The organism is Kribbella sancticallisti (assembly GCF_039530625.1).
GTDB lineage: Bacteria > Actinomycetota > Actinomycetes > Propionibacteriales > Kribbellaceae > Kribbella > Kribbella sancticallisti.
The window spans coordinates 24,506-46,094 of the sequence record NZ_BAAAOS010000018.1 but is presented as its reverse complement, the minus strand read 5'-3'; the positions used below and the strand labels follow the sequence as shown (position 1 = coordinate 46,094).

General features: G+C 69.5%; 22 protein-coding genes. 10 read left to right on the top strand and 12 right to left on the bottom strand.

Annotated features, from left to right (window positions below; genetic code table 11):
- Nucleotides 1–16: 16 nt before the first annotated feature.
- Nucleotides 17–1,186, bottom strand: coding sequence for a class I SAM-dependent RNA methyltransferase (locus ABD255_RS10605; protein WP_344212438.1), 1,170 nt, complete (start codon nt 1,184–1,186; stop codon nt 17–19).
- Nucleotides 1,183–3,213, bottom strand: coding sequence for an APC family permease (locus ABD255_RS10600; RefSeq protein WP_344212436.1), 2,031 nt, complete (start codon nt 3,211–3,213; stop codon nt 1,183–1,185). Before ABD255_RS10600 ends, ABD255_RS10605 begins: the two co-directional genes overlap by 4 nt.
- 97 nt (nt 3,214–3,310) lie before the next feature.
- On the opposite strand from ABD255_RS10600, the gene ABD255_RS10595 reads away from it, so the two are divergent.
- Both ABD255_RS10595 and ABD255_RS10590 read left to right on the top strand, forming a co-directional pair.
- Nucleotides 3,311–3,973: a potassium channel family protein gene (locus tag ABD255_RS10595; RefSeq protein ID WP_344212434.1), complete on the top strand. Its 663-nt coding sequence runs from the start codon at nt 3,311–3,313 to the stop codon at nt 3,971–3,973.
- Nucleotides 3,973–4,641: a potassium channel family protein gene (locus ABD255_RS10590; RefSeq protein ID WP_344212432.1), complete on the top strand. Its 669-nt coding sequence runs from the start codon at nt 3,973–3,975 to the stop codon at nt 4,639–4,641. The genes ABD255_RS10595 and ABD255_RS10590 overlap by 1 nt, the downstream gene beginning before the upstream one ends.
- 51 nt (nt 4,642–4,692) lie before the next feature.
- Here the strand turns inward: ABD255_RS10590 and ABD255_RS10585 are convergent, their stop codons facing one another.
- From ABD255_RS10585 to dut, 5 genes are all read right to left on the bottom strand, one after another.
- Nucleotides 4,693–8,325 (bottom strand): S8 family serine peptidase, encoded by a 3,633-nt coding sequence (locus ABD255_RS10585; protein ID WP_344212430.1) that lies wholly within the window; start codon nt 8,323–8,325, stop codon nt 4,693–4,695.
- 170 nt (nt 8,326–8,495) lie between these two features.
- Nucleotides 8,496–9,356: a DUF3159 domain-containing protein gene (locus ABD255_RS10580; protein WP_344212428.1), complete on the bottom strand. Its 861-nt coding sequence runs from the start codon at nt 9,354–9,356 to the stop codon at nt 8,496–8,498.
- Nucleotides 9,349–9,738, bottom strand: coding sequence for an OB-fold nucleic acid binding domain-containing protein (locus tag ABD255_RS10575; protein ID WP_344212426.1), 390 nt, complete (start codon nt 9,736–9,738; stop codon nt 9,349–9,351). The genes ABD255_RS10580 and ABD255_RS10575 overlap by 8 nt, the downstream gene beginning before the upstream one ends.
- A gap of 54 nt (nt 9,739–9,792) precedes the next feature.
- Nucleotides 9,793–10,488 (bottom strand): DUF3710 domain-containing protein, encoded by a 696-nt coding sequence (locus tag ABD255_RS10570; RefSeq protein WP_344212423.1) that lies wholly within the window; start codon nt 10,486–10,488, stop codon nt 9,793–9,795.
- Nucleotides 10,489–10,588: 100 nt separating this feature from the next.
- Entirely contained in the window at nt 10,589–11,041 is a 453-nt protein-coding gene (gene dut / locus ABD255_RS10565) for a dUTP diphosphatase (RefSeq protein WP_344212421.1), read from the bottom strand.
- Nucleotides 11,042–11,203: 162 nt separating this feature from the next.
- Between dut and ABD255_RS10560 the strand changes: the two genes are divergently transcribed.
- Both ABD255_RS10560 and ABD255_RS10555 read left to right on the top strand, forming a co-directional pair.
- A complete protein-coding gene (locus ABD255_RS10560) occupies nt 11,204–11,659 on the top strand; it encodes a DUF3093 domain-containing protein (RefSeq protein ID WP_344212419.1) in 456 nt (151 codons plus the stop codon).
- A gap of 28 nt (nt 11,660–11,687) precedes the next feature.
- Nucleotides 11,688–11,969, top strand: coding sequence for a DUF4235 domain-containing protein (locus ABD255_RS10555; protein WP_344212417.1), 282 nt, complete (start codon nt 11,688–11,690; stop codon nt 11,967–11,969).
- On the opposite strand, the gene ABD255_RS10550 is transcribed toward ABD255_RS10555, so the two are convergent.
- From ABD255_RS10550 to ABD255_RS10535, 4 genes are all read right to left on the bottom strand, one after another.
- Nucleotides 11,945–12,757 carry a DUF427 domain-containing protein gene (locus ABD255_RS10550; RefSeq protein ID WP_344212415.1) on the bottom strand — a complete coding sequence of 271 codons (813 nt, stop codon included), beginning with the start codon at nt 12,755–12,757 and terminating at the stop codon, nt 11,945–11,947. The genes ABD255_RS10555 and ABD255_RS10550 overlap by 25 nt on opposite strands.
- Nucleotides 12,758–12,907: 150 nt before the next feature.
- The gene (locus ABD255_RS10545) at nt 12,908–13,207 is read right to left on the bottom strand and encodes a DUF4193 domain-containing protein (protein ID WP_012921380.1); all 300 of its coding nucleotides are present in this window, start codon (nt 13,205–13,207) and stop codon (nt 12,908–12,910) included.
- 279 nt (nt 13,208–13,486) lie between these two features.
- Complete coding sequence (locus ABD255_RS10540; RefSeq protein WP_344212413.1) at nt 13,487–14,287, bottom strand: inositol monophosphatase family protein; 801 nt, start codon at nt 14,285–14,287, stop codon at nt 13,487–13,489.
- Complete coding sequence (locus ABD255_RS10535) at nt 14,284–15,408, bottom strand: ferrochelatase (RefSeq protein ID WP_344212411.1); 1,125 nt, start codon at nt 15,406–15,408, stop codon at nt 14,284–14,286. Before ABD255_RS10535 ends, ABD255_RS10540 begins: the two co-directional genes overlap by 4 nt.
- A gap of 101 nt (nt 15,409–15,509) precedes the next feature.
- Between ABD255_RS10535 and ABD255_RS10530 the strand changes: the two genes are divergently transcribed.
- Nucleotides 15,510–16,685, top strand: coding sequence for an MFS transporter (locus tag ABD255_RS10530; RefSeq protein WP_344212409.1), 1,176 nt, complete (start codon nt 15,510–15,512; stop codon nt 16,683–16,685).
- A gap of 40 nt (nt 16,686–16,725) precedes the next feature.
- The gene (locus ABD255_RS10525; RefSeq protein ID WP_344212407.1) at nt 16,726–17,616 is read left to right on the top strand and encodes a MerR family transcriptional regulator; all 891 of its coding nucleotides are present in this window, start codon (nt 16,726–16,728) and stop codon (nt 17,614–17,616) included.
- Here the strand turns inward: ABD255_RS10525 and ABD255_RS10520 are convergent.
- Complete coding sequence (locus ABD255_RS10520; protein ID WP_344212405.1) at nt 17,613–18,230, bottom strand: trimeric intracellular cation channel family protein; 618 nt, start codon at nt 18,228–18,230, stop codon at nt 17,613–17,615. The two genes, ABD255_RS10525 and ABD255_RS10520, sit on opposite strands and share 4 nt — an antisense overlap.
- Before the next feature lie 91 nt (nt 18,231–18,321).
- Between ABD255_RS10520 and ABD255_RS10515 the strand changes: the two genes are divergently transcribed.
- The 4 genes from ABD255_RS10515 (at nt 18,322) to ABD255_RS10500 (ending at nt 21,579) form a co-directional block, all read left to right on the top strand.
- On the top strand, nt 18,322–19,311 hold the full coding sequence (locus tag ABD255_RS10515) for a phosphotransferase family protein (protein ID WP_344212403.1): 990 nt from the start codon (nt 18,322–18,324) through the stop codon (nt 19,309–19,311).
- A 17-nt stretch (nt 19,312–19,328) separates the two neighbouring features.
- Entirely contained in the window at nt 19,329–20,156 is an 828-nt protein-coding gene (gene fdhD / locus ABD255_RS10510; RefSeq protein ID WP_344212401.1) for a formate dehydrogenase accessory sulfurtransferase FdhD, read from the top strand.
- A 68-nt stretch (nt 20,157–20,224) separates the two neighbouring features.
- Nucleotides 20,225–20,824, top strand: a complete 600-nt coding sequence (locus ABD255_RS10505; protein ID WP_344212399.1) for a sigma-70 family RNA polymerase sigma factor — start codon at nt 20,225–20,227, stop codon at nt 20,822–20,824.
- Between the two features lie 5 nt (nt 20,825–20,829).
- Nucleotides 20,830–21,579: an anti-sigma factor gene (locus tag ABD255_RS10500; protein ID WP_344212397.1), complete on the top strand. Its 750-nt coding sequence runs from the start codon at nt 20,830–20,832 to the stop codon at nt 21,577–21,579.
- Nucleotides 21,580–21,589 lie beyond the last annotated feature (10 nt).

The following is a 21,589-nucleotide window of genomic DNA, read 5'->3' as shown; positions in this document are numbered from 1 at the left end:
ACGCGTCAGCGACCTACTAGACCGCTCGCGGCTCGAGCACAGCCACGCACTCTATGTGATGCGTCATCCCGAACAAATCGAACGCCCGCAGCGAACTGACGCCGTACCCGAGGGTCCCGAAAGTCTTCAGGTCCCGGGCGAGCGCCGCCGGATCACAGGCGACGTACGCGATCCGCCGCGGCGACAGCGCCGCGATCCGCCGTACGACGTCCTTCCCGGCCCCCGTGCGCGGCGGATCGAGCACCACCAGATCGACGTGCTCCAGCCCTTGCCCGGCCGCGGCGTTCAGCACCTTCGCCACGTCGCCCACCTCCAGCGTCACCTGCGGCAGGTCGTGCAGGTTGCGCCGGGCGTTCTTGACCGCGGCCTTGTTGCCCTCCACCGCGAGCACCGAGCACCCAGCCTCCGCCAGGAACGCCGCGAACAGCCCGACCCCGGAGTACAGGTCGAGCGCTGTCTCGCCGTCCTTCGGCTCGAGCCCAGCCAGTACTGCGTCCACCAGCGTCTCCGGCGCGGCGGGGTGGACCTGCCAGAATCCGTCGGCCTCCACCCGGAACCGCCGGCCCCGGACCACCTCGACGAGCCGTCCGGCCGAGTTGTCGTCGGTCAGCACGGCCGTCTTGCCCTCCGACGACACCACCGCCTGCACCGACGACGCGTCCTGCCAGTGCTGGTCGAGCACGGCCGGGGTGTCCGGGTGCGCGATCAGGCACCGGTCGATCGGAATCAGGTCGTGCGAGCGGTGCGCGAACATGCCCGGCCGGCCACCGACCACGGAGTACCGCATCCGGGTCCGCCAGCCGAGGCCGTCGTCGCCGGGTGACTCCATCACGATGTTGCGCTCGATGCCGCCGATCCGCCGCAGCGTGTCCGACACCACCGTCGCCTTCAGCCTGCGCTGCTCGACGATGTTGGCGTGCTGGAAGTCGCAGCCGCCGCAGCGCCCCGGCCCGGCGTACGGGCAGGGTGGTTCGATCCGCTGCGGCGACGGCGTCACGATCGACACCGCGTCCGCGCGGAGGTACTTCGCGGTCTGCTCGGTCACCCGGGCGTGCACCAGCTCACCTGGCAGTGCGTGGCGGACGAAGACCACCTGGCCCTCGTAGCGCGCGACGCAGTGCCCGCCGTGCGCCACGGGTCCCACCTCGAGCTCCAGTAGCGTCCCGACGATCTGCTCGGCCGTCACCTGTCTCCTGAACTCTTGCGCGCGCCGCGCCGTACCTGGCCGGCTACGCGTTCTTCTCGGTCCTGCCGCTCCTCAGCAGCCTGCGAAGAGATCAGCTGGTAAGGAACGGACGTCACCATCACACCAGGTGTGAACAAGAGCCGCCCCTTGAGCCGCAGCGCGCTCTGGTTGTGGAGGATGTGCTCCCACCAGTGCCCGACCACGTATTCGGGGATGTAGACCATCACCACGTCCCGCGGCGACTGCCGCCGGATGTCGCGCACGTACTGCAGGATCGGCCGGGTGATCTCCCGGTACGGCGACGCGAGGCGCTTGAGTGGTACCGGGATGTCGCGCGCGTCCCACTCGGCCTGCAGCGCCTCCGACTCCTCCCGGTCGACATCCACCGTCACTGCCTCGAGCATGTACGGCCGGGCCGCCTTGGCGAAGGCCAGTGCCCGCAGGGTCGGCTTGTGGAGCTTCGACACCAGCACGATCGAGTGCACCCGGGACGGCAGCGTCAGAGTCTCGTCGCCCTCGACGGCCATCTGCTTCCCGACCGCGTCGTAGTGCCGCTTGATGCCCTTCATCATCAGGAACAGGACGGCCATGGCGATGATCGCGATGTAGGCGCCGTGCAGGAACTTGGTCAGCAGGACGACGATCAGCACGACCCCGGTGAAGGACAGCCCGACGCTGTTGATGACGCGGGACCGCTGCATCTTCTGCCGCCGGGCCGGATCCTGCTCCGTGCGCAGCAGCCGGGTCCAGTGCCGGACCATGCCCGTCTGGCTGACGGTGAAGGAGACGAACACGCCCACGATGTAGAGCTGGATCAGTTTGGTGACCTCGGCGTTGAAGGCCACGATCAGCACGATGGCGAACCCGGCGAGGATGATGATGCCGTTGCTGAACGCGAGCCGGTCGCCGCGGGTGTGCAACTGGCGGGGCAGGAAGCCGTCCCGGGCCAGGATCGAGCCGAGTACGGGGAAGCCGTTGAAGGCCGTGTTCGCGGCCAGCACCAGGATCACGCCGGTGGCCGCCGCGACCAGGTAGAAGCCGGGCGAGAAGTGGTCGAAGATCCCCTTCGCCAACTGGCCGATGACCGGGTCCTGGTGGTATCCCGGCCCCACCGGCACCCCGTCCCGCAGCAACTGGCTGCCGGGGTCCTCGGCGAACCGGACCTTCATCACGTTCGCCAGCGCGACCACGCTGATCACCATCGTGATCGAGATGCAGCCGAGCAGCAGCAGGGTGGTCGCGGCGTTCTTGCTCTTCGGCTTCTTGAACGCCGGTACGCCGTTGCTGATCGCCTCGACGCCGGTCAGCGCGGCACAGCCGGAGGAGAAGGCCCGCAGGATCAGGAAGGCCATCGCCAGTCCGCCGGCGCCCTGGGCGAACTGTGCCTCCGGCGCGATGTCGTAATTGGCGCTCTCGGCGTTCGGCAGGCTGCCGAGCAGCAGCCGGCCGAAGCCCCAGGCCGCCATCCCCAGGATGGTGATCATGAAGACGTAGGTGGGGATGGCGAACGCGGTGCCGGACTCGCGGACGCCGCGAAGGTTCATCGTGGTGAGGAACAGGACCGCGATCACTGCCACCATCGCCTGGTCGCCCTCCAGCGCCGGGATGGCCGAGGCGGCGTACTGGGCGGCTGAGGAGATGGAGACGGCAACGGTCAGGACGTAGTCGACCAGCAGGGCGCTGGCCACGGTCAGTCCGGCGGTCGGGCCCAGGTTCACGGTGGCGACCTCGTAGTCACCGCCGCCGGACGGATAGGCGTGGACGTTCTGCCGGTAGGACAGCACCACCACCAGCAGGACCACGGCGACGACCAGGGAGACCTTCCAGGAGATCGTCAGCGCCGCCAGGCCGGCCAGGGACAGGGTCAGCAGGATCTCGTCCGGGGCGTAGGCGACCGACGACAGAGCGTCACTGGCGAACACGGGGAGTGCGATCCGCTTCGGGAGCAAGGTCTCCCCGAGCTGTGTGCTGCGGAGCTTGCGTCCGATGAGGATGCGTTTGCCGATGTCGCCTAGCGCGGGGGTCACACCGGTGATGTTAGAGGCAGCCCCGGTCCGGTGTAGCGTCTATCCCTGCCGAACCGATGCCAGCGGCCCCTTCAGTGGGGCGAGGAGTGATCACGGAGTGCACGTCGTCATCATGGGCTGCGGCCGCGTCGGGTCCACGCTCGCCCGGACGCTCGAGAAGCGCGGCCACACGGTCGCGATCATCGACCAGTCCGCCGACGCCTTCCGCCGGCTGAGCCCCAACTTCTCCGGCCGCACCATCACCGGGATGGGCTTCGACCGGGAGGTGCTGATCGAGGCCGGGATCGAGGACGCCGAGGCGTTCGCGGCCGTCTCGAACGGCGACAACTCCAACATCCTGGCCGCCCGGGTGGCCAGGGAGAACTTCGGCGTCGAGAACGTCGTCGCAAGGATTTATGACCCGGGCCGCGCCGAGGTCTACCAGCGGCTCGGCATCCCCACCGTCGGCACGGTGAAGTGGACCGTCGACCAGATGATCCGGCGGGTGCTGCCGAGCGGTTCGGAGCCCGAGTGGCGCGACCCGTCCGGCACCGTCCGGCTGGCCGAGGTGCACGTCCACTCCGGCTGGGTCGGCCGGCCCGCGTTCGACATCGAGAAGGCCACCGGCGCCCGGGTCTCGTTCCTGACCCGGCTCGGCGAAGGGGTCCTGCCCAAGGCCGACACCGTCATCCAGGAGGGTGATCTGGTCCACGTCGTGATGCTGGAGCGCGACGCCGCGGCGATCGAGTCCCAGCTAGGCACCAAGCCTGAGGAGCTGTGATGCGGGTAGCCATCGCCGGCGCGGGGAACGTCGGACGATCGATCGCCTCCGAACTGCTGGAGAACGGCCACGAAGTACTGCTGATCGACAAGGACCCGCGCGCCATCAAGGCGGAGTCGGTCCCCCGGGCCGAGTGGCTGCTGGCCGACGCCTGCGAGCTGTCCTCGCTGGAGGAGGCAGCCCTGCAGCGCTGCCAGGTGGCGATCGCGAGCACCGGCGACGACAAGACCAACCTGGTCGTGTCGCTGCTGGCCAAGACCGAGTTCGGCGTACCGCGGACCGTTGCCCGGGTCAACCACCCGCGCAACGAGTGGATGTTCAACGAGGCGTGGGGTGTCGACGTCTCCGTCTCCACCCCGCGGATCATGTCGGCCCTGGTCGAGGAGGCGGTCTCCGTCGGCGACCTGGTCCGCCTGTTCACCTTCCGCCAGGGTGACGCCAACCTGGTCGAGCTGACCCTGCCCGAGGACTCCCCGATGATCGGCCTGCGGGTCGGCGACATCGACTGGCCGATCGACACCGCGCTGGTCACCATCATCCGGGAGGGCCGGGTGCTGCGCCCGGACCCCGAAGGCACCCTCGAACTGAACGACGAACTCCTCTTCGTCGCCGCCGACGAGACCGAGGAACAACTCGAGGACATGCTCTCCCCGCACCACCGGAAGTGACGAACGACCAGGAGCAGCGTGGGGAGGGTCTCCCCACGCTGCTCCTTCGTTTTACTTGAGCCCGAAGGCCCGGGTGATCTGCTGGTCGACGGTGTTGCCGGCAGCGTCCTCCGCGCGGGTTCGCAGGGTGACGGCGGTCGCCGAGTCTGGCGCGGCCAGTCGTGTGGACCAGCCGTCTCCGTGCTTCTTCAGCGAAGCCGGGTGCCAGGTCTTGCCGTCGTCGTAGGACAGCTCGACCGACGGCGTCCGAATGCCCGAAGCAGAACCGTCCACCGACCACTTCGGCGCGATCGTCAGGTCCGAACGGCGACCTGTCCGGCCGGCGGCGTCAGTGCCGACCACATAGTCGAGCTGGATCAGCGACACCGGCGCCACGTCCGCCGAAGCGCCCGACGTGAAGGACCACTCCGTGCGGGTCGCGGTCGAGTACGGGTGCGGATAGGTGCCACGGGTGTTGTCGACGACGATCCGGTACGGCAACTGCTCGGCCTTCAGGCCTGTGACGGCCAACTGGTCGCGATCAGCCGAGCTGACCAGGGTCGACCCCTGGTACAGGCTCACCTTCTGGGTGATGTCCCAGTTTCCGAAGGCGGTGCCGATGTGGCTGCCGCCCGAATCGCTCCAGCTGGGGGCGACGATGGACAGGCCGTCGTTCAGCCGCATCGGTGAGAGGTCCTTGGTCAGCCGCGGCCGCTGGATCGGGCCGAACCAGGTCACCGGAGTCCGGCTGCCCGCGCGGTACGTCGTCCGGACCGACTCGATCTGCTGGATCTCCCGGGAGATCTCCGCCAGCGCCTGATAGGGCGCGCCGGCGGTGATCCACTCGGTCCGGTCGCCCTGGACGGACATCCCGGTGGTGTTCATCGCGGACTCCCAGTCGACGTTCCACACGTCGTACCGGTTCTCGATGCCCTGCCCGGGACGGAAGTGCCGGTACGAGATGTCCAGCCGAGCCAGGTCACGCGAGCCCGGCTTGTACGACGGGTCGGCCGGCACTTGGTCCCAGAAGCGCGAGACGTCGTACTGGTAGTCCAGAGTCGGGTTCGAGTCCACGGTCAGCGTGCGCGAGCCGCGCTGGAGCTGGCCGATCAGCTTCTCGCCCTCATCGCGCGTGAGCGTCGCGATCGTGATCGGCGGCGGGTTCGGCGCCCAGATCGAGTCCACCCACGGCGTCAGCTTCCCGGTGCCGTCGTTCACGACGATCAGCAGCTTGGCTCCGGCAGCCGCCGCGGCAGCCGCCTGGTCCTCCACCGACTCTCCACGCCGTACTACGACCGCCTTGCCCCGCTTGTCGACCGTGCTACTCGCGGCCGCGCCGTCGCTGTCGACGAACACCGCCTCCACGTGCTGCTTCCCCTTGGCCAACGGTGTTTCGGCACGCCGGACCAGCAGGTCGGGGTAAGTGCCAGCGGAAGAGGACAGGGTCAGAGCGGGCTGCTCCATCCGCCACCGGGCTCCGGCCGTGAAGGCGCCGTCTGTCACCTTGCCCGTCGGCAACACCCAGGCGCTGTCGTAGCTGGGGTTGGGCCATCTGGACGAGCCCACCGCGAAGTCCCGGCCGAAGTCACGGTAGGTGTTGACCCGGACCTCACCGAGCGACGTCGCCTGCGGCGTCGTCACCTTCAGCTGGCGGGCCTTGCGGGCGTCGTACGTGACGGTGCGGTCCTTGTCGAGGTGGATGTCGAGCAGAGTCAGTAGTGCGAGCCCCTTCGACGACGGGCCGTTCGCACCTTCCACGTCGGCTGTCAGCCAGGTCGTGTAATCACCCGGCGGCAAGCGGAGCTCTGTGCCACCCGGCTCGACGTAGAACTGGCCGTACGTGCCTCGGCCGATCAGGATCGCCTCGCCGGCCAGCGGACGACCACTGCGGTCCTTGGCGTTCAGGGTCAGCTGGTAGCGCTCACCCTCCCGCCCGATGCCGATCATCGTGCTCACCTGTACGCCGCCGGTAGCGGTAGCGAGCAGCCGGCCGGACAGCTGCTTGTCCACCGGCGCCACCTCCACCTTGGCGGTGAGAGTGACGGTCGCAGTTCCGCGAGCCGGCACGGTGATGGTCGGCGCCGACAGCGTGAACAGACCAGCCGGGGCGTCCGTCACCTGCGTGGAGAGGTTGAGAACGACCGGTGCGTCACCGGTGTTGGTGTAGGTGACCACGCGATCGACATTCTTGCCTACGGCGACGGGCCAGGCGTGGAAGCCGGAGTACGCGCTGGTGGTGGCGAACACGGTCGCCTTGCTGGTCGCGGCGATGTCCAGCCGCCCGTTCCCAGCCTGGTACGGGGTGTACTGCGGCGTCGCCTTCGCCGTACTGACGATCGCGTTCTTGAGCTGCTCCCCCGTCCAGTCCGGGTGCTGCGCAGCCAGCAGCGCCACCGCGCCGGCGACATGCGGCGTCGCCATCGAGGTCCCGCTCATCAGCTGGTAGGACCCACTGCCCTCAGCCGCGTACTGCGACCGCGCGGCGAGGATGTCGACGCCAGGGGCCGTGATCTCCGGCTTCAACCCGCCGTCGCCCACGCGCGGACCCCAGCTGGAGAACGGGGCGAGCTTGTCCGTGCCGTCGACGGCACCCACGGTCAGTGCCGCGTCGGCCACCCCCGGCGCGGTCGCGGTGTAGTACCCCGGCCCGTAGTTGCCGGCAGCAACCGTGAAGAGCGCGCCGGTCTCGGCGGACAGCTCGTTCAGTGACTGGCTGATCGGATCGGTACCGTCGGTCGGTGCGCCGCCGAGGCTCATGCTGACGACCTTGGCGTGCTGGTCGCGAGCGGCCCACTCCATCCCGGCGATGATCCAGGACTCCTGGCCGCTGCCGGCGTTGTCGAGGACCTTGCCGATGTGCAGCCGAGCGCCCGGCGCGACTCCTCGCTCAGCGCCGCCCGAGGCCTCGCCCGTACCGGCGATGGTGGACGCGACATGCGTGCCGTGTCCCTGCCGGTCGGTGACGTCCAACTCCGGCACGAAACTGGTCGAGGCGGCCACCCGGTCGTCGAGGTCCGGGTGCTCCAGGTCGATGCCGGTGTCCAGTACGGCGACGTCCACGCCCTGGCCGGTGTTGCCACCGCGCCAGACCTCGGACGCACCGATCTGGGCCGTGCTGTCGGCGAGGTTGACCTTGAACTTGCCATCCAGCCAGACCTTGGCGATCCCACCGCTGAAGGTGGCCGCGCCGGTTGACCGGGCCGTGCTCCCGGCGGTCAGCGAGCGCCAGAAGCCTGCTGTGTCGTCGGTCGTGAGTGCTGCACCTTGGATGCTGCTCAGGGAGCGCTGCTTACGGGCGCCGGCCGGAACAGCCTGTTGGCGGGATCGCGTGGCGGCATCGGTGTAGGTGACGATCAGCGGGAGGTCACCTTCGTACCCGTCGGCCAGCAACCGGGTCACGTTGAACAGGTCCTCGTCCAGCAACTTCGCGGCGAGGTACCGGCTCGCGGACCGCGGGTAGATGTAGGTGTCGCTCCCATCGACCCGCAGATCGTGGTCGGCCAGCCGGCCGTCCGGTCCGGTCACGGTGTAGTTCTTCTTGCCGTCGGGTCCGGCGCTGACCTTGACCGTGTCCCCGGTGACCAAGGTGATGGACCGCGGTTGGGCCTGCGCGGCAGACGCCCGTACGTCGTACGAGCCGGGCGGGGATGGTGGCGCGGCGGACGCGGCGCCGGTCAGGGACACGGCAGCGGCCAGCAGGGCCACCGATAGAGCCGGCAGTCTGAGACCGCGGCTTGGACGTGGTGTCACGGAAGCCTCACAGAGGGTCTACGAATGAAGTCGCGAAATCGTAGGCTTCCTTGACACCCGAAATTAACTCTTTCCGGTGTCCACTTTGGCCACGTCACCGTTGCGACAGCGACGTGGCCCGCGTCCTACTTCTTGTTGCCCTTACCGCCGCGCAGTAGATGCGTGACGTGGTCCCGGGCCTCGTCCCACTTGTCCGGGGGCAGCGAGCCCCGCAGTACGGCGTAGGAGAGCCAGAGGGCCAGGGCGTAGAACGGCAGGCCCAGGCCTACCTTGGCGATGCCGAGGGCGTTCAAGCTGCCGGTCAGGTAGAGCGGGACCTGGACGATCAGCCGGATGGCGAACAGGCCGACGAAGACCAGCGTGGCCCGGCTGAAGCCCTTGAGCATCGCGGGGTCGCGGCGCCACGCAGTACCGGTCTGGGTGATGACTCCGTAGAGAAGACCGAAGAGCGGCCAGCGGAACAGGACTGTCAGCAGGTACAGCGCGCCGTAGCCGAGGTTGACCAGCAGGCCCGGCAGGTAGACGTCTTCGGCGCGGCCGCTGCGGTTGGCGACCCAGGCGGAGATCAGGACGCCGACGAACCCGCCGGCCACGTTCCGCAGGGGCTGCCGGCGGACGAGCCGGAGCAGAGCGACCGCGGCGCCGGAGGCGACCGCGACGATCAGGGCGAGCCGCAGGTCGTGATCACTGGCCCCGTAGACGATCAGGAAGGCGATCCAGGGCAGGCCGATGTCGAGCAGCGCGCCCCAGCCGCCGAGCGCGTGGAAGAAGTCCTTGTCCGTGGTGGCCGGCTTGGCCGCGGGCTTCGCGGCTCCCTCGTCATCCGGAGCAGTGTCGTCGGCCGACGACGAGGCGGACGTGGTGGCATCGGCGGGAGGAGTGGTCGCGGCGGCCTCGAACTCGGGCCGGAGAATCTCGACGAGCTTCTCGTTCAGGTCGTCGTCGACCTGCTGGTCGCGCCCGCTCCCCTGGGTCGGCTCAGCCATGCGCGGCCGTCGGACGGAGTTCGTAGCGCGGGTTGAACATCACCCGGTCCCCGTCCACGACACCGATCCGCCCGGCGGCGATCAACTCGGTGCCGGGGTGGATGCCGGCGATCTTGCGCCGACCGAGCCAGACCAGTTTGACCGTGCCGGTGCCGTCGTACAGCTCACCCTCGAGTGCCGGTACGCCGCCGCGCGGGCTGAACGTGATCGTCCGGAGCGTGCCGTACAGCGTCACCATCTCCCGGTCGTGACAACCGGTGATGGACCGCGCGCCACAGTCCAGCGCGTAGTCCTGGAGCACCTCGGCGTCCTGCTGCTCGCGGTCGCCGGCCAGTCCCCGGAAGGCGCGCTTCCACAGCCCCCCGGTCTTGTCACTACCCATGGGGCCAGTGTAATCCGCTCGTGACCGTGTTCGAACGGTATCCGGACATGGGTGTCAGGCCTCTTCCTCGGCGGCCGGCTGGGCGCCCTCGGGCAGCCGCAGGCCGAGCGATTCGCGCGGCGCCATCGGCTCGCTGCCGCGGACGACGACCACGTTGCGCAACGCCTGCTCCATCGGCGGCGCCGCCTCGGGCTCCACCGCGGCGCGGCCGAGCACGGTGGCCCGCAGCAGCCAGCGCGGGCCGTCGACACCGATCACCCGCGACGTCTGGCTGAAGATCTGGCCCTCGGGGTCCTCGACCGGAACGACCAGGACCAGTTCGGTGCCGAACGGGCCCTCGGTCTCCGACGCCGTGCCGCCCATCCTGGTCGCCTCGGCCGCGATCTCGCGCCGGACCTCGGACCAGATGCCGCTCGTCTTCGGGGCGGCGAACGCGCGCAGTTCCAGCGCGGAGTCCTCCAGCACCAGCAGGATCGCCTGCACCTCGCCGCTCTGCTCGTCGACCTGCAGCCGCAGTTCCATACCCGGCAGACCGGTGATCACCAGGGCGCCGAGATCGATCCGGTCCTCGGCCTCGAGCGTCGACGGGTCCACCTCGCTGGAGTCGAACGGTCCGGCGCTGCGTCCGACCGGGGCGCTCTCCTCGACCTCGTCGACCGCATCGGTCGCCTCGGTCGCGTCCTCTTCGTCCCCGAAGAATCCGCCGGTCGTCTCAGCGTCGTCGTTCTTGCCCTTGCGACGGAAGATCACTGCTCTTGCCTACTTCCCAGGTCGTCACTCATCTGTCAGCCACCCCGCTTGCGCGGCCGCCGTAGTCTCCCGCATCGCGCAGGTCAACGGCGTGCACTGCTCAGCGTGTCACATCACCGAAACCGCCGGTCGAGCCGTGCCCGCCGTCGCCGCGCGCCGAGCCCGGCAACGTCCGCACCTCGACGAACCGGGCCTTCTCGACCCGCTGGACGATCAGCTGCGCGATCCGGTCGCCACGCTTCAGCGTCACCTCGGCAGCGGGGTCCAGATTGATCAGGCAGACCTTGATCTCGCCTCGGTAGCCCGCGTCCACAGTGCCCGGCGCGTTGACGAGCGACACCCCGTGCTTGGCGGCCAGGCCCGACCGCGGGTGCACGAAGGCGGCGTACCCGTCCTGCAGGGCGATGGCGATGCCGGTGCCGACCAGGGCGCGTTCCCCCGGCTTCAGGGTGACGTCGCTGGTCGCGACCAGGTCCGCGCCGGCGTCGCCGGGGTGCGCGTACGCCGGAATCGGCAGGTCCGCGTCGAGCCGCTGGATCAGTACCTCGGTCATGGATTCACCTCGTAGTCGTGGACCGTCATGTCGGTGCCGTGCTCAGTGAAGTGCTCCGGCGGCTCCAGGTCGCGCTGCGGCGTCGCAGTACGGGTTGGTGGCTCGATCACGAGAGGCGACCCTACCGACGGGCTTTGACGGAGCACGTGCCAGGCTGGTGCCGTGGCTGATTACCGCGAACGGCTGAGCGTGCCGGTGCTCTGGTGGATCATCGGGGCCGCCGCCGTGGCCACCCTCTACGTCATCACCGCGGTACCGGCCGGGATCTTCACCGGCATCGCGGTCGGAGGCATCGCTGCCGCCCTGCTGATCACCCTGTTCCTCCGGTACGGCGGTGCTGTGGTTGAGGTGAATGCCGAGAAGCTGCGGGCCGGCCGGGCGTCCATCGAGCGCGAGTACCTCGGCAAGGTGGAGGCCCTGTCAGGTGAGGCCGCCCGAAACGCGTTCGGCCGCGACTGCGATCCGGCCGCCTACCTGGTACTTCGGAGCTACCTGCCCGGCGCAGTACGGGTGGAGATCACCGATCCGCAGGACCCGGCGCCGTACTGGTTGATCGCCACGCGGAACCCCGAGCAGCTCGCAGCGGCTCTGACGTCCAACAGCGTGGCAAGATCCTGATATCGGGGTCGGTAGCTAGGAGGCAGTTGTGGTCGGAGCCAAGATCGGCTGGAAGCTCGTACTGATGGCGTTCACGATCGTGGTGTCGCTGGTTGCCAACAAGGCGGTCACCACGGCCTGGAAGCTCGGATCCGGCGGCAAGCCGCCCAAGGGCAACACGGCGGGCTACCTGGAGGTGGTCACCTGGGCCGTCGCCAGTGGAGCCACCGCGGCAGCAGCCAAGCGCTTCGCCGAGGACCGCGCGGCGCGGTACTGGCTGAAGTCCACCGGAAGCCTGCCGCCCGGCTACGAGGACATGTCGAACTCCTGACGGAGGGCCTCGGCCAAGGCACCGCCCGGCTTGGTCCGGAGCTTGCCGTCGATGTAGACGTCCACGACATCGTCGTAGACGGCGATCAGCCCGGCCAGGGCCTTCGCCTCGGGTAGCGGCTCCTGGTAGCTCCACATGAGGTCGGCGCTTCCAGCGACGGAGTAGTAGATCGCGTGGCCCTTGTACGCGCAGCTCGTCCGCCGCTCGCTGGGCAGCAGTTCGGCGACGACGTCCTCGCGCGGCAGGTAGAAGCGAGTCGGGAGAGTGGTCTCGAAGACCATGGCCGGCCGTGAGCTCTCCGCGAGCACCACCCCGTCCAACTCGATCCGGACCGTCCGGGAGCTCGGCCGGACATCCACCCGGTGGAACGGCTCGCGTGGATGAGAGACCAACTGCTCGTCCTCTTCCAGCCACTCGTCGAAAGCGTTGAAGTCCAGTACCACGTACTCCGCCAGCGCCGGGTCCTCCGTCCGGAACCCCGCACCGACCGCATCCCCCACGTCCATGACCTGGCCGGCGGACGAGTGGGCCGCGAACGGGATCAAGGGGTGCAGGATGCCGTCCGGCGGGGGTGTCGCCGCCTGCTCCGACGGAGTGAGTTCCACCTGCAGGTCAGCCACCGGTACGGCGTACGAGGGCACGACGCGGCGGGGTTCCCAGACGAGCAGGGCCCTGGTGGTGTCCACCAGTTCGCGGCCATCGGATCGGAGCCGCACCCGCATCTCGGTGGGCTCGTGGCGCAGTCGCTGGAGCCCGTCGGCCCAGAGGTCACTCATTCTCGTACTCATGGGTTCCACGCTAGGCGCAGATCCGGCGTACCGGCATCGGAGCCTTGCCTATCTCTGGGCTTTCGCAGACATGACGACGGGACCATCCCCGGTCAGGGGACGGTCCCGTAGGTCGGTACGGCTCAGCCGAGCAGGGCGAGAGTGCTGTTGTCAGGCAGCGCAGTCGCGGCAGATCAGCTGACCGTTCTTGCTGTTCGCGAGCTGGCTGCGGTGGTGAACCAGGAAGCAGCTCGAACAGGTGAACTCGTCGGCCTGGCGCGGGAGCACCCGCACCGCCAGCTCTTCGTGGCTCAGGTCGGCACCGGGCAGCTCGAAGCTCTCGGCGGCCTCGGCCTCGTCCTCGTCGACCTTGCCGGAGTTCTTGTCGTGACGGCGAGTCTTCAGTTCCTCGATCGACTCCTCGCTGGAGTCCTCGTCCGTCTTGCGCGGGGCGTCGTAGTCAGTCGCCATGGTGTTTCCCTGCCCTCTTCGTACCCGTGGTGTTGCCTGCTGAGCCCTTGAACGGGTAAAGCGGCCGAGAAATTCCATGCCGGAATCCCTGGTCCCCCGAAACCCTTGACAGACAGGCTGGCAGCGGCGTCAATACCGCTCCCGAGGCAGGGATTGTGCCCTATCAACGGGCCTTTGCGCGCGTCGGGGTCCACCTTCTGGCCTGCGTGTCGCGGATTGAGACAGGACCGAACAGTGAATTGCTCATTAGTGTGCACTAGCGCGCACTAACGAGCAGTTTCAGGATCTGAGCGGATTCGCGGCAGCGAGAGCAGCGTGCAACGGGCCGAACACAGCGGGGGTCGCGGCGATCGACATCTCCGGCGAGACGGGGGCTCCGTCGATCCCGCCGACGGTCGCGCCGGCCTCGGCCGCGATCAGGGCGCCGGCGCCGTAGTCCCACGGGTTCAGCCCCCGCTCGTAGACCGCGTCCAGCCGTCCGCAGGCGACGTAGCACAGGTCGATCGCGCCGACCCCGATCCGGCGGATGTCGCGGACCTGGGCGATCAACTGCTGGACCACCTCGGCCTGCACCAGCCGCCGGTCCGGGTCGTAGCCGAACCCGGTGCCGACCAGCGCCTTGCTCAGGTCCGGGCAGTCCGAGACCCGGATCGGCCGGCCGTCGGCGAAGGCGCCGCCGCCGAGCGTCGCGGTGAACACCTCGCCCTTCGGCGCGTCCACGACCACCCCGGCCACGGTCTGGCCGTCGTACTCGACCGCGATCGAGACCGCGTATGTCGGGAGGTCGTACAGGTAGTTCACCGTGCCGTCGATCGGGTCGACCACCCAGCGGACGCCGCTCGAGCCGTTCACGTCGTCGCCCTCCTCGCCCAGGAACGAGTCGTCCGGGCGGGCGGCCAGCACCCGGGCCCGGATCAGCTCCTCGGACTCCCGGTCGACGGCCGTGACGATGTCGGTCGCCGTGCTCTTCGTGTCGGCCACCGTGATGGTGCCGCGGCGGCGCTCGACGATCAGCTGGGCCGCCTCGGTGGCGACCTCGACCGCCAGCTTCAGCAGGTCCTGGGGGTTCTCGGAGCTCATGCAGGTTCCTTCGCTGCCGGTGCGGCTGATTCGGGGGATGCGGAGGCTCCGGGGCGGCGAGGAGCCGGACAGCAGTCGGGGCGGCAGTTGTCCCAGCCCGGGCCGAGCTGGCCGGCACACGGACGCGGCGGCTGCTCGCCCCGCTCGGCGGCGGCCCGCTCGACGACCAGGTCGCGCAGCATCGCCACGAACCGCGAGTCGGTGCCGGGGGTGGCCGCCCGGGCCATCGGCAGGCCGAGCTTCTTGGCGGTCGCCGCGGCCTCGGTGTCGAGGTCGTAGATGACCTCCATGTGGTCGCTGACGAACCCGATCGGTACGACGGCCACTCCCGGTACGCCGGCGGCGGCCAACTCCTCCAGGTGATCGTTCACGTCCGGCTCGAGCCACGGCACCTGCGGCGGGCCTGAGCGTGAGCAGTAGACGAGGTCCGTCCGGCGCTCGGTGCCGGTCCGGCGCTCCAGCTCCGCGGTGATCTCGGCGGCGACGTCCTGGTGCCAGGTGACGTAGCCGTTGCCGTCGGGGCCGCTGGTCGCGTTCATCGAGGTCGGGATGGAGTGCGTCACGTAGGCGATCGCGGAGCCTTCGGGGAGCTCGCTCAGGGCCTCGGCCGTGGACTCGATGAACGAGCCGACGAAACCCGGGTGGTTGGCGTAGTGGCGCAGCTTGTCGATCACCGGAGCACCCTCGACGGCGGCGGTCGCGTCGGCCAGGTTCTCGCGGTACTGCCGGCAGCCGGAGTACGAGGGGTAGGCGCTGGTGACGATCACCACAGCACGCCGTACGCCGTCGGCTGTCATCTGGCGCAGCGTGTCCGTCAGGTACGGCGCCCAGTTGCGGTTGCCCCAGTAGATCGGCAGCTCGAGGCCGATCTCGTCGAAGGAGTCCCGGAGCGCCCGGAGCAGTTCCCGGTTCTGGTCGTTGATCGGGCTCCGGCCGCCGAAGGAGTAGTAGTGCTCGCCGACCTCCTTCAGCCGCTCGTCCGGGATCCCGCGGCCGCGGGTGACGTTCTGCAGGAAGGGCAAGACGTCCTCGGCCTTCTCGGGACCACCGAAGGAGAGCAGCAGGACGGCGTCGTACGGGGTTGGATCAGGAGATGGATCAGGCGTCAGCTCGACGGGCATACAACGATGTTCTCAGGCTCACTGCAATCGAGTGCGCGTGGTCCCCCTGGATGAAGCTAGGGTGAGCACGGTTTCCTATGCTCAAGCCTTACGTACACCTCATGCGCCGGCCCGGCGCTCGTGCCTTCTTCGTCGCCGGGATCGTCGGGCGTATGCCGATCTCGATGATCGGCCTGGGCATCGTCATCCTGATCGCGCGCGAGACCGACTCGTACGGCCTGGCCGGTGCGGTCTCCGGTGTCGCGGTGGTCGCGGGAGCGCTCACCGGACCGATCCAGGGCCGCCTCGTCGACCGTTTCGGCCAGCGTCTGCTGCTGCTCGTCGGCACCGTGCTGTGCACGATCGCGCTGGCCGGCCTCCTCCTCGCGGTCCGCGCTGACGCCCCGACCTGGGTCATGTACGCCGTGTCGTTCGTTGCCGGGGGCACCCGTCCGCAGGTCGGCTCGTTCGTCCGGGCCCGCTGGACGCATCTGCTCGGCCGCGGCCGCGCTCTTCAGACCGCCTTCGCGCTCGAAGCGGTCGGCGACGAGGTCGTCTTCATCGTCGGCCCGGTCCTGGTCACCGCCCTGGCCACCCAGGTCAGCCCGTACGCCGCCCTGGCGTCGGCCGGCGTCCTCGGACTGGGCGGTGGGATCTGGCTCGCTGCTCTGCGGGCTTCCGACCCTCCCGGGCGCGGGAGGTCGGACGGCCGGGAGAAGGCGCCACTCCCCTGGCTCTCGTTGCTCCTGCTCAGCATCATCGGCCTCGGACTCGGAGCCACCCTGGGCAGCGCTGAGGTGGTCACCGTCGCCTTCACCGCCGAGGAGGGCCAGCCGGGCATGTCGGGCGTAGTACTGGCTGTGTGGGCGCTTGGAAGCCTGCTGGCGGGGCTCTGGTACGGCTCGGTGCACTGGCGGGCGCCGGTCGAGCGCCGGTTGCTGATCGGGACCATCGCCCTGGCCATCACGCTGGCTCCGCTGCCGTGGGTCGGCAACATCGTCGCCCTCGGCGCGGTCCTCTTCGGCGCCGGCCTGACGATCGCCCCGACGCTGGTCGCCGTCACCGCCTGCGTCGAGGAATGGGTGCCGCCCCAACGCCTCACCGAGGCGATCACCTGGACCGTCACCGGCCTGCTCCTCGGCGTTGCCCCCGGCAACGCAGCCGCCGGCCACGCCGTAGACATCTGGGGCGCCTCCACCGCCTACTGGGTCCCAGTCACCATCGGCATCAGCTGCGCCCTGATCGCGAGCGTCTCAGTGACCTTCGCCCGGCCCCGCACCCGCTTCGCCCACAATTGACCCTTGAGTCTCCAGTGGGTGGAGACGTGAGGGTGGATGCGTGAACTACTCGATCGGTGAGCTGGCGCGGCGGAGTGGGCTGGCCGTCAGGACTGTTCGGTACTACTCCGACGCTGGGCTGGTGCCACCGATCGCCCGTACGCCCGCCGGCTACCGCCGCTACGACCTGGCCGCTGTCGCCCGGCTCGAGCTGATCCGCACCCTGCGGGAGCTCAGTCTGGACCTGGCGACGATTCGGCGGGTGCTGGATCGCGAGATCGCGCTCTCGGATGTCGCTGCCGCGCACGCTGAGGCGCTCGCGGTTCAGATCCGGACTCTGCGCCTTCACCGCGCGATTCTGACGGCCGTCGCCGCCCGCGGGTCCAATCCTGAGGAGCTGGAACGCATGCACAGCCTTGCCAAGCTGTCCGCCGACGAGCGGCGTCTGCTGGTCGACGACTTTCTGGACACCGTCTTCGCCGACCGCCCGGAACTACGCGCCGCCAGAAACACGCTCACCCCGGAACTGCCCGACGACCCGACACCGGCCCAGCTTGATGCCTGGCTCGAACTGACCAAGCTTCTTCAGGACGAGACCTTCCGCACCGATCTGCGCCGCCTCACCACTCAGTACCCGATCAGCGGCCTCCAAGCCGACCCGGTCGCGGCCGTCCAGGCCCTGGCCGCGCCCGCTGTCACCGCCGGCCTCTCGCCCACCTCACCCGAAGCGAGCCCGCTGGTCGCTCAGCTGCTGAACAACTTCGCTCGGACTGTCGCCCAGGCAGACCTGCGCGAGGCCGCGCAGCGGCTGCTCTCGATCCTGGAGAGCGCCCGGGATCCGCGGAGAGAGCGCTATCTGGAACTGCTCGCCACCATCAACGGCTGGGCTCCGCCGGAGCACCTCACGCCGATCTACGACTGGACCATCGAGGCCCTGCGACAGGCGAGCTAGGGCATCCGCGGAAGCGGCGCGTTCCAGCCGCGGCGGATCGCGAGAAGGCGGATCACGAAGCACACGACTGCCGCCGCCAGCGCGACCCAGGGCGCGTCGAGGTGCGCCTCGTCCGCGACCACGACGATCCCGGCCCCGAGGAAGGCGGGCGTCGCGTAGATCTCGCTGCGCAGTACTACGGGAACGCGGCCGGAGAGCACGTCTCGGATGACGCCACCGCCGATCCCGGAGATCGTGCCGACGAGCGCGGCCGAGAGCGGCGGCAGGCCGAAGTCGAGCGCCTTCCGGGCACCCGTCACGCAGAACAGCGCGAGCCCGGCGGCGTCGAAGATGTTCACCAGCCGCTCCAGCCGCTCGATCCCCGGATGCAGGAAGAACGTGAGCAGCCCGGCGACCACCGGCACCACCAGATACCGCCAGTCGACCAGCGCCGCGGGCGGCAGTGCGCCGATCAGCACGTCCCGGATGAACCCGCCGCCCAGCCCGGTCACCATCGCCAGCACCTGGATCCCGAACACGTCCAGCTTCTTCCGGACCCCGACCAGCGCGCCGGTGATCCCGAACACGAAGATCCCCACCAGATCAAGCACTTCCAGGGCCACGGATCCATCCACCCCCGCACCGTAGCCGGGTGCCGATCCGGGCGGTGGCAGCACCGCCGAAAACCAGGCGAACCAAGCAGGGCCACGCCTCTAGGGTGACGTCATGAGCGGACCACCCGACGTCGACTACACCGCCACCTCGGCCAGGCCCTCGTGGAGCGCTCTCCCGGCGGGCCTCCAGGAGGCACTGGCCGTTGCCCTCGGCACCGACATCGTCGAGGCCGGCCCGTCGGTGGGGTCCGGCTTCACCGGCGGTTTCGCGGCGCCGCTGAGGCTGGCGGACGGCCGCGAGGTGTTCGTGAAGGCCGCCGACGATCCGATGCACGCCTACACGGCCTACCAGCGCGAGGCCGAGATCGTGCCGCAACTGCCGCCCGCGGTACGGGTTCCACGGATCGTGGCGACGGCTCACGCGACCGACGGCGACACGAAGTGGTTCGCCGTGGCCGCCGAGCGGCTCGTCGCCAGGATGCCCGGCCAACCGTGGACTCCCGGCGACTTCCAGGCGGTCACCGCGAACTGTGAGGTGATGGCGGCCGCACTGACCCCGAGCCCGTTCGCCGATCTGGTCTCCTTCGCGGACATCATCGGCGACCCCGACTTCCCCGACCAACTGGCCGCCGACATCATCGCCGGCCGCAGGCCGCTCCCCGACGGCTTCCAGCCCTGGCTCGGCGACCGGCTCCGGGAACTCCAGGACCTTGCCGATCTTCACCCGCACGCGCTCCGCGGTACGGCGGCCATCCACGGCGACCTCCGGCCCGACAACCTGCTGATGGACGCCACCAACCAGTGCTGGACCGTCGACTGGAACTGGCTCTCCCTCGGCCCGCCGTGGTTCGACTGGGTCGGCCTGCTCCCGTTGGCCCACCGCGACGGCATCGACACCGCCGCCGCGATCGAGGCGAGCCCGCTGACGGCCGGAATACCGGCTGACGATCTCGACTCCGCGACAGCGATCATCGCCCTCTACTTCCTCGACAAACTGGACGCGCCGCCCCCGCTCGGCACCACCCTGGAGCTCCGGCGGCACCAGCGTCTGTACGCCTGGACCTTCCTCGACTGGCTCGCCGCCCGGCGCGACTGGGCCTGACGATCTAACTTGGAGTCATGAGCAAGGGCCCCACCACGCGCTTCAAGGTCGAGATCCAGGACGGCAGCACGACGTCCCGGCGTGAGGACCTGGTGGTCACCGAGGAACCGCTCGAGCTGCGTCTGGAGTGGCCCGGCCGCCCGCCGGAGCCGCTGGTCGTGACGATGCGGACCCCGGGCAACGACTTCGAGCTCGCTGCGGGGTTCTGCCTCGGCGAGGGGTTCGCGGTACGGCCGGGCGCGATCTCGACGGTCGCCTACTGCACGGATGTGGAGCTCACCCCGGAGCAGCAGTTCAACACGGTCACCGTGACGTTCGACGGGCCGCCCGACCGCGAACCACCCCAGCGGTACGGCGTGACCTCCACCGCGTGCGGGGTGTGCGGCCAGCAGAGCCTCGACGATCTCGCCGAGCGAAACTACGACCCGGTGGACCCGGTGGCGGTGCCGCTGGACGTCGTACTGCGGTTGCCTGAGTTGCTGCGGGAGGCTCAGCCGACGTTCGGGCGGACCGGCGGGCTGCATGCGGCCGGGCTCTTCACTCCTGCCGGGGAGAAGGTCGTCGTGCGAGAGGACGTCGGGCGGCACAACGCCGTCGACAAGGTGGTCGGCTGGACCGTCCTGAACCAGCACAGCCGCAAGAGCCTGGCACTGGTCGTGAGCGGCCGGATGGGCTACGAGATCATCCAGAAGGCGGTGGCCGCCGGGCTCGGCCTGGTCGTCGCCGTCGGCGCACCCTCCAGCCTCGCCGTCGACCTGGCCCGCCGGTTCGACGTCACGCTGGCGGGCTTCACCCGCGGCGAGCGCTGTGTGATCTACAGCGCACCCGATCGCGTCCTGCGCTGACCCATCCGCCCATGCCCCGGCTCCGAAGATCTTCCGACCAGTTTCCACCGAAGCGGAGGACTCGACCTGTGACCGAGGAGTCGACGGCCCTGCCGTGGCCTGTGGTGGTCGATACCGCCGCCGGTACGCCGGCCGATCTGATGGCGAGGGTGGCCCGGGGTGACTCGGACGCCTTCGCCGAGCTCTACGACCTGATGGCGCCCCGCGTCTACGGCCTGATCCGGCGGGTGCTGCGCAACCCGGCCCAGTCCGAGGAGGTGACCCAGGAGGTGATGGTCGAGATCTGGCGCACCGCCACCCGGTACGACGCCGACCGCGGCTCGCTCACCTCGTGGGTCCTGACGATGGCGCACCGCCGGGCGATCGACCGGGTCCGCTCCGAGCAGTCCTCCACCGACCGCGAGCAGGCGGTCGCGGCGGCCAGTTCCACCACGGAGTACGACGAGGTCGCCGAGACGGTGACCACGAACCTCGAGGTCGAGCAGGTCCGGCACTGTCTGTCCTCGCTGACCGAACTGCAGCGGGAGTCGGTGACGCTGGCCTACTACGGCGGATACTCGTACCGCGAAGTGGCGGAGTTGCTGGACGCGAAGCTCGCGACGATCAAAGCGCGGATGCGCGACGGCCTGATCCGGCTGCGCGACTGCCTGGGTGTGACGGGGAGGTGAGGGCCATGACGACACCGGAAGTGCACGCGCTCACCGGTCCCTACGTACTGAATGCGCTACCCGAGGACGAGCGGGTCGGCTTCGAGGCCCACCTGGCCGACTGCCAGTCCTGCTCGGCCGAGGTCGCCGAACTCCGCGAAGCCGCCAACAAACTCGGTACTGCGGTCGCCACCGAGCCGCCGCCCGCGTTGAAGGCGCGAGTGATGGCCGAGATCGCCACCACCCGGCAGCTCCACCCACTGGTCAGGCAGGAGGCACCGCCCACCGCCCCGCAGGTCCCGGCGACGCGCAAGGGCTTCAGCCGCCGCTCCTTCTTCAGCCTCGCCGCAGCCGGCCTGGCAGTCGCCGGCGCGGGCGGCATCGCGATCGACCAGTACCGCGACAACTCCCGGACCCGGCAGGAGAACGAGCAACTCGCGGCCCTCCTGGCGGAGCCGGACGCCCAGACCGTACGCGGCGACATCCGGGGCGGCGGCCAGGCCGCGGTAGTGATGTCCCCGAGCAAGGACCGGGCGATCGTCCTCCTCCACGGCCTCCCGAAGCTCCCGGACGACAAGACCTACCAGCTCTGGCTGATGGACAAGTCCCGCACCATGCACTCCGCGGGCCTCGCCAGCGGAGCCGTGGCCGGTGACCAGTCCAAACTCATCCAGGGCGGCATCGCCGACAAGATCGCCCTCGGCCTCACCATCGAGGACAAGCCCGGCGCCACCCAGCCAACCCTCTCCACCGCCACCCTGATCAATATGGCCTGATGGTCAACAT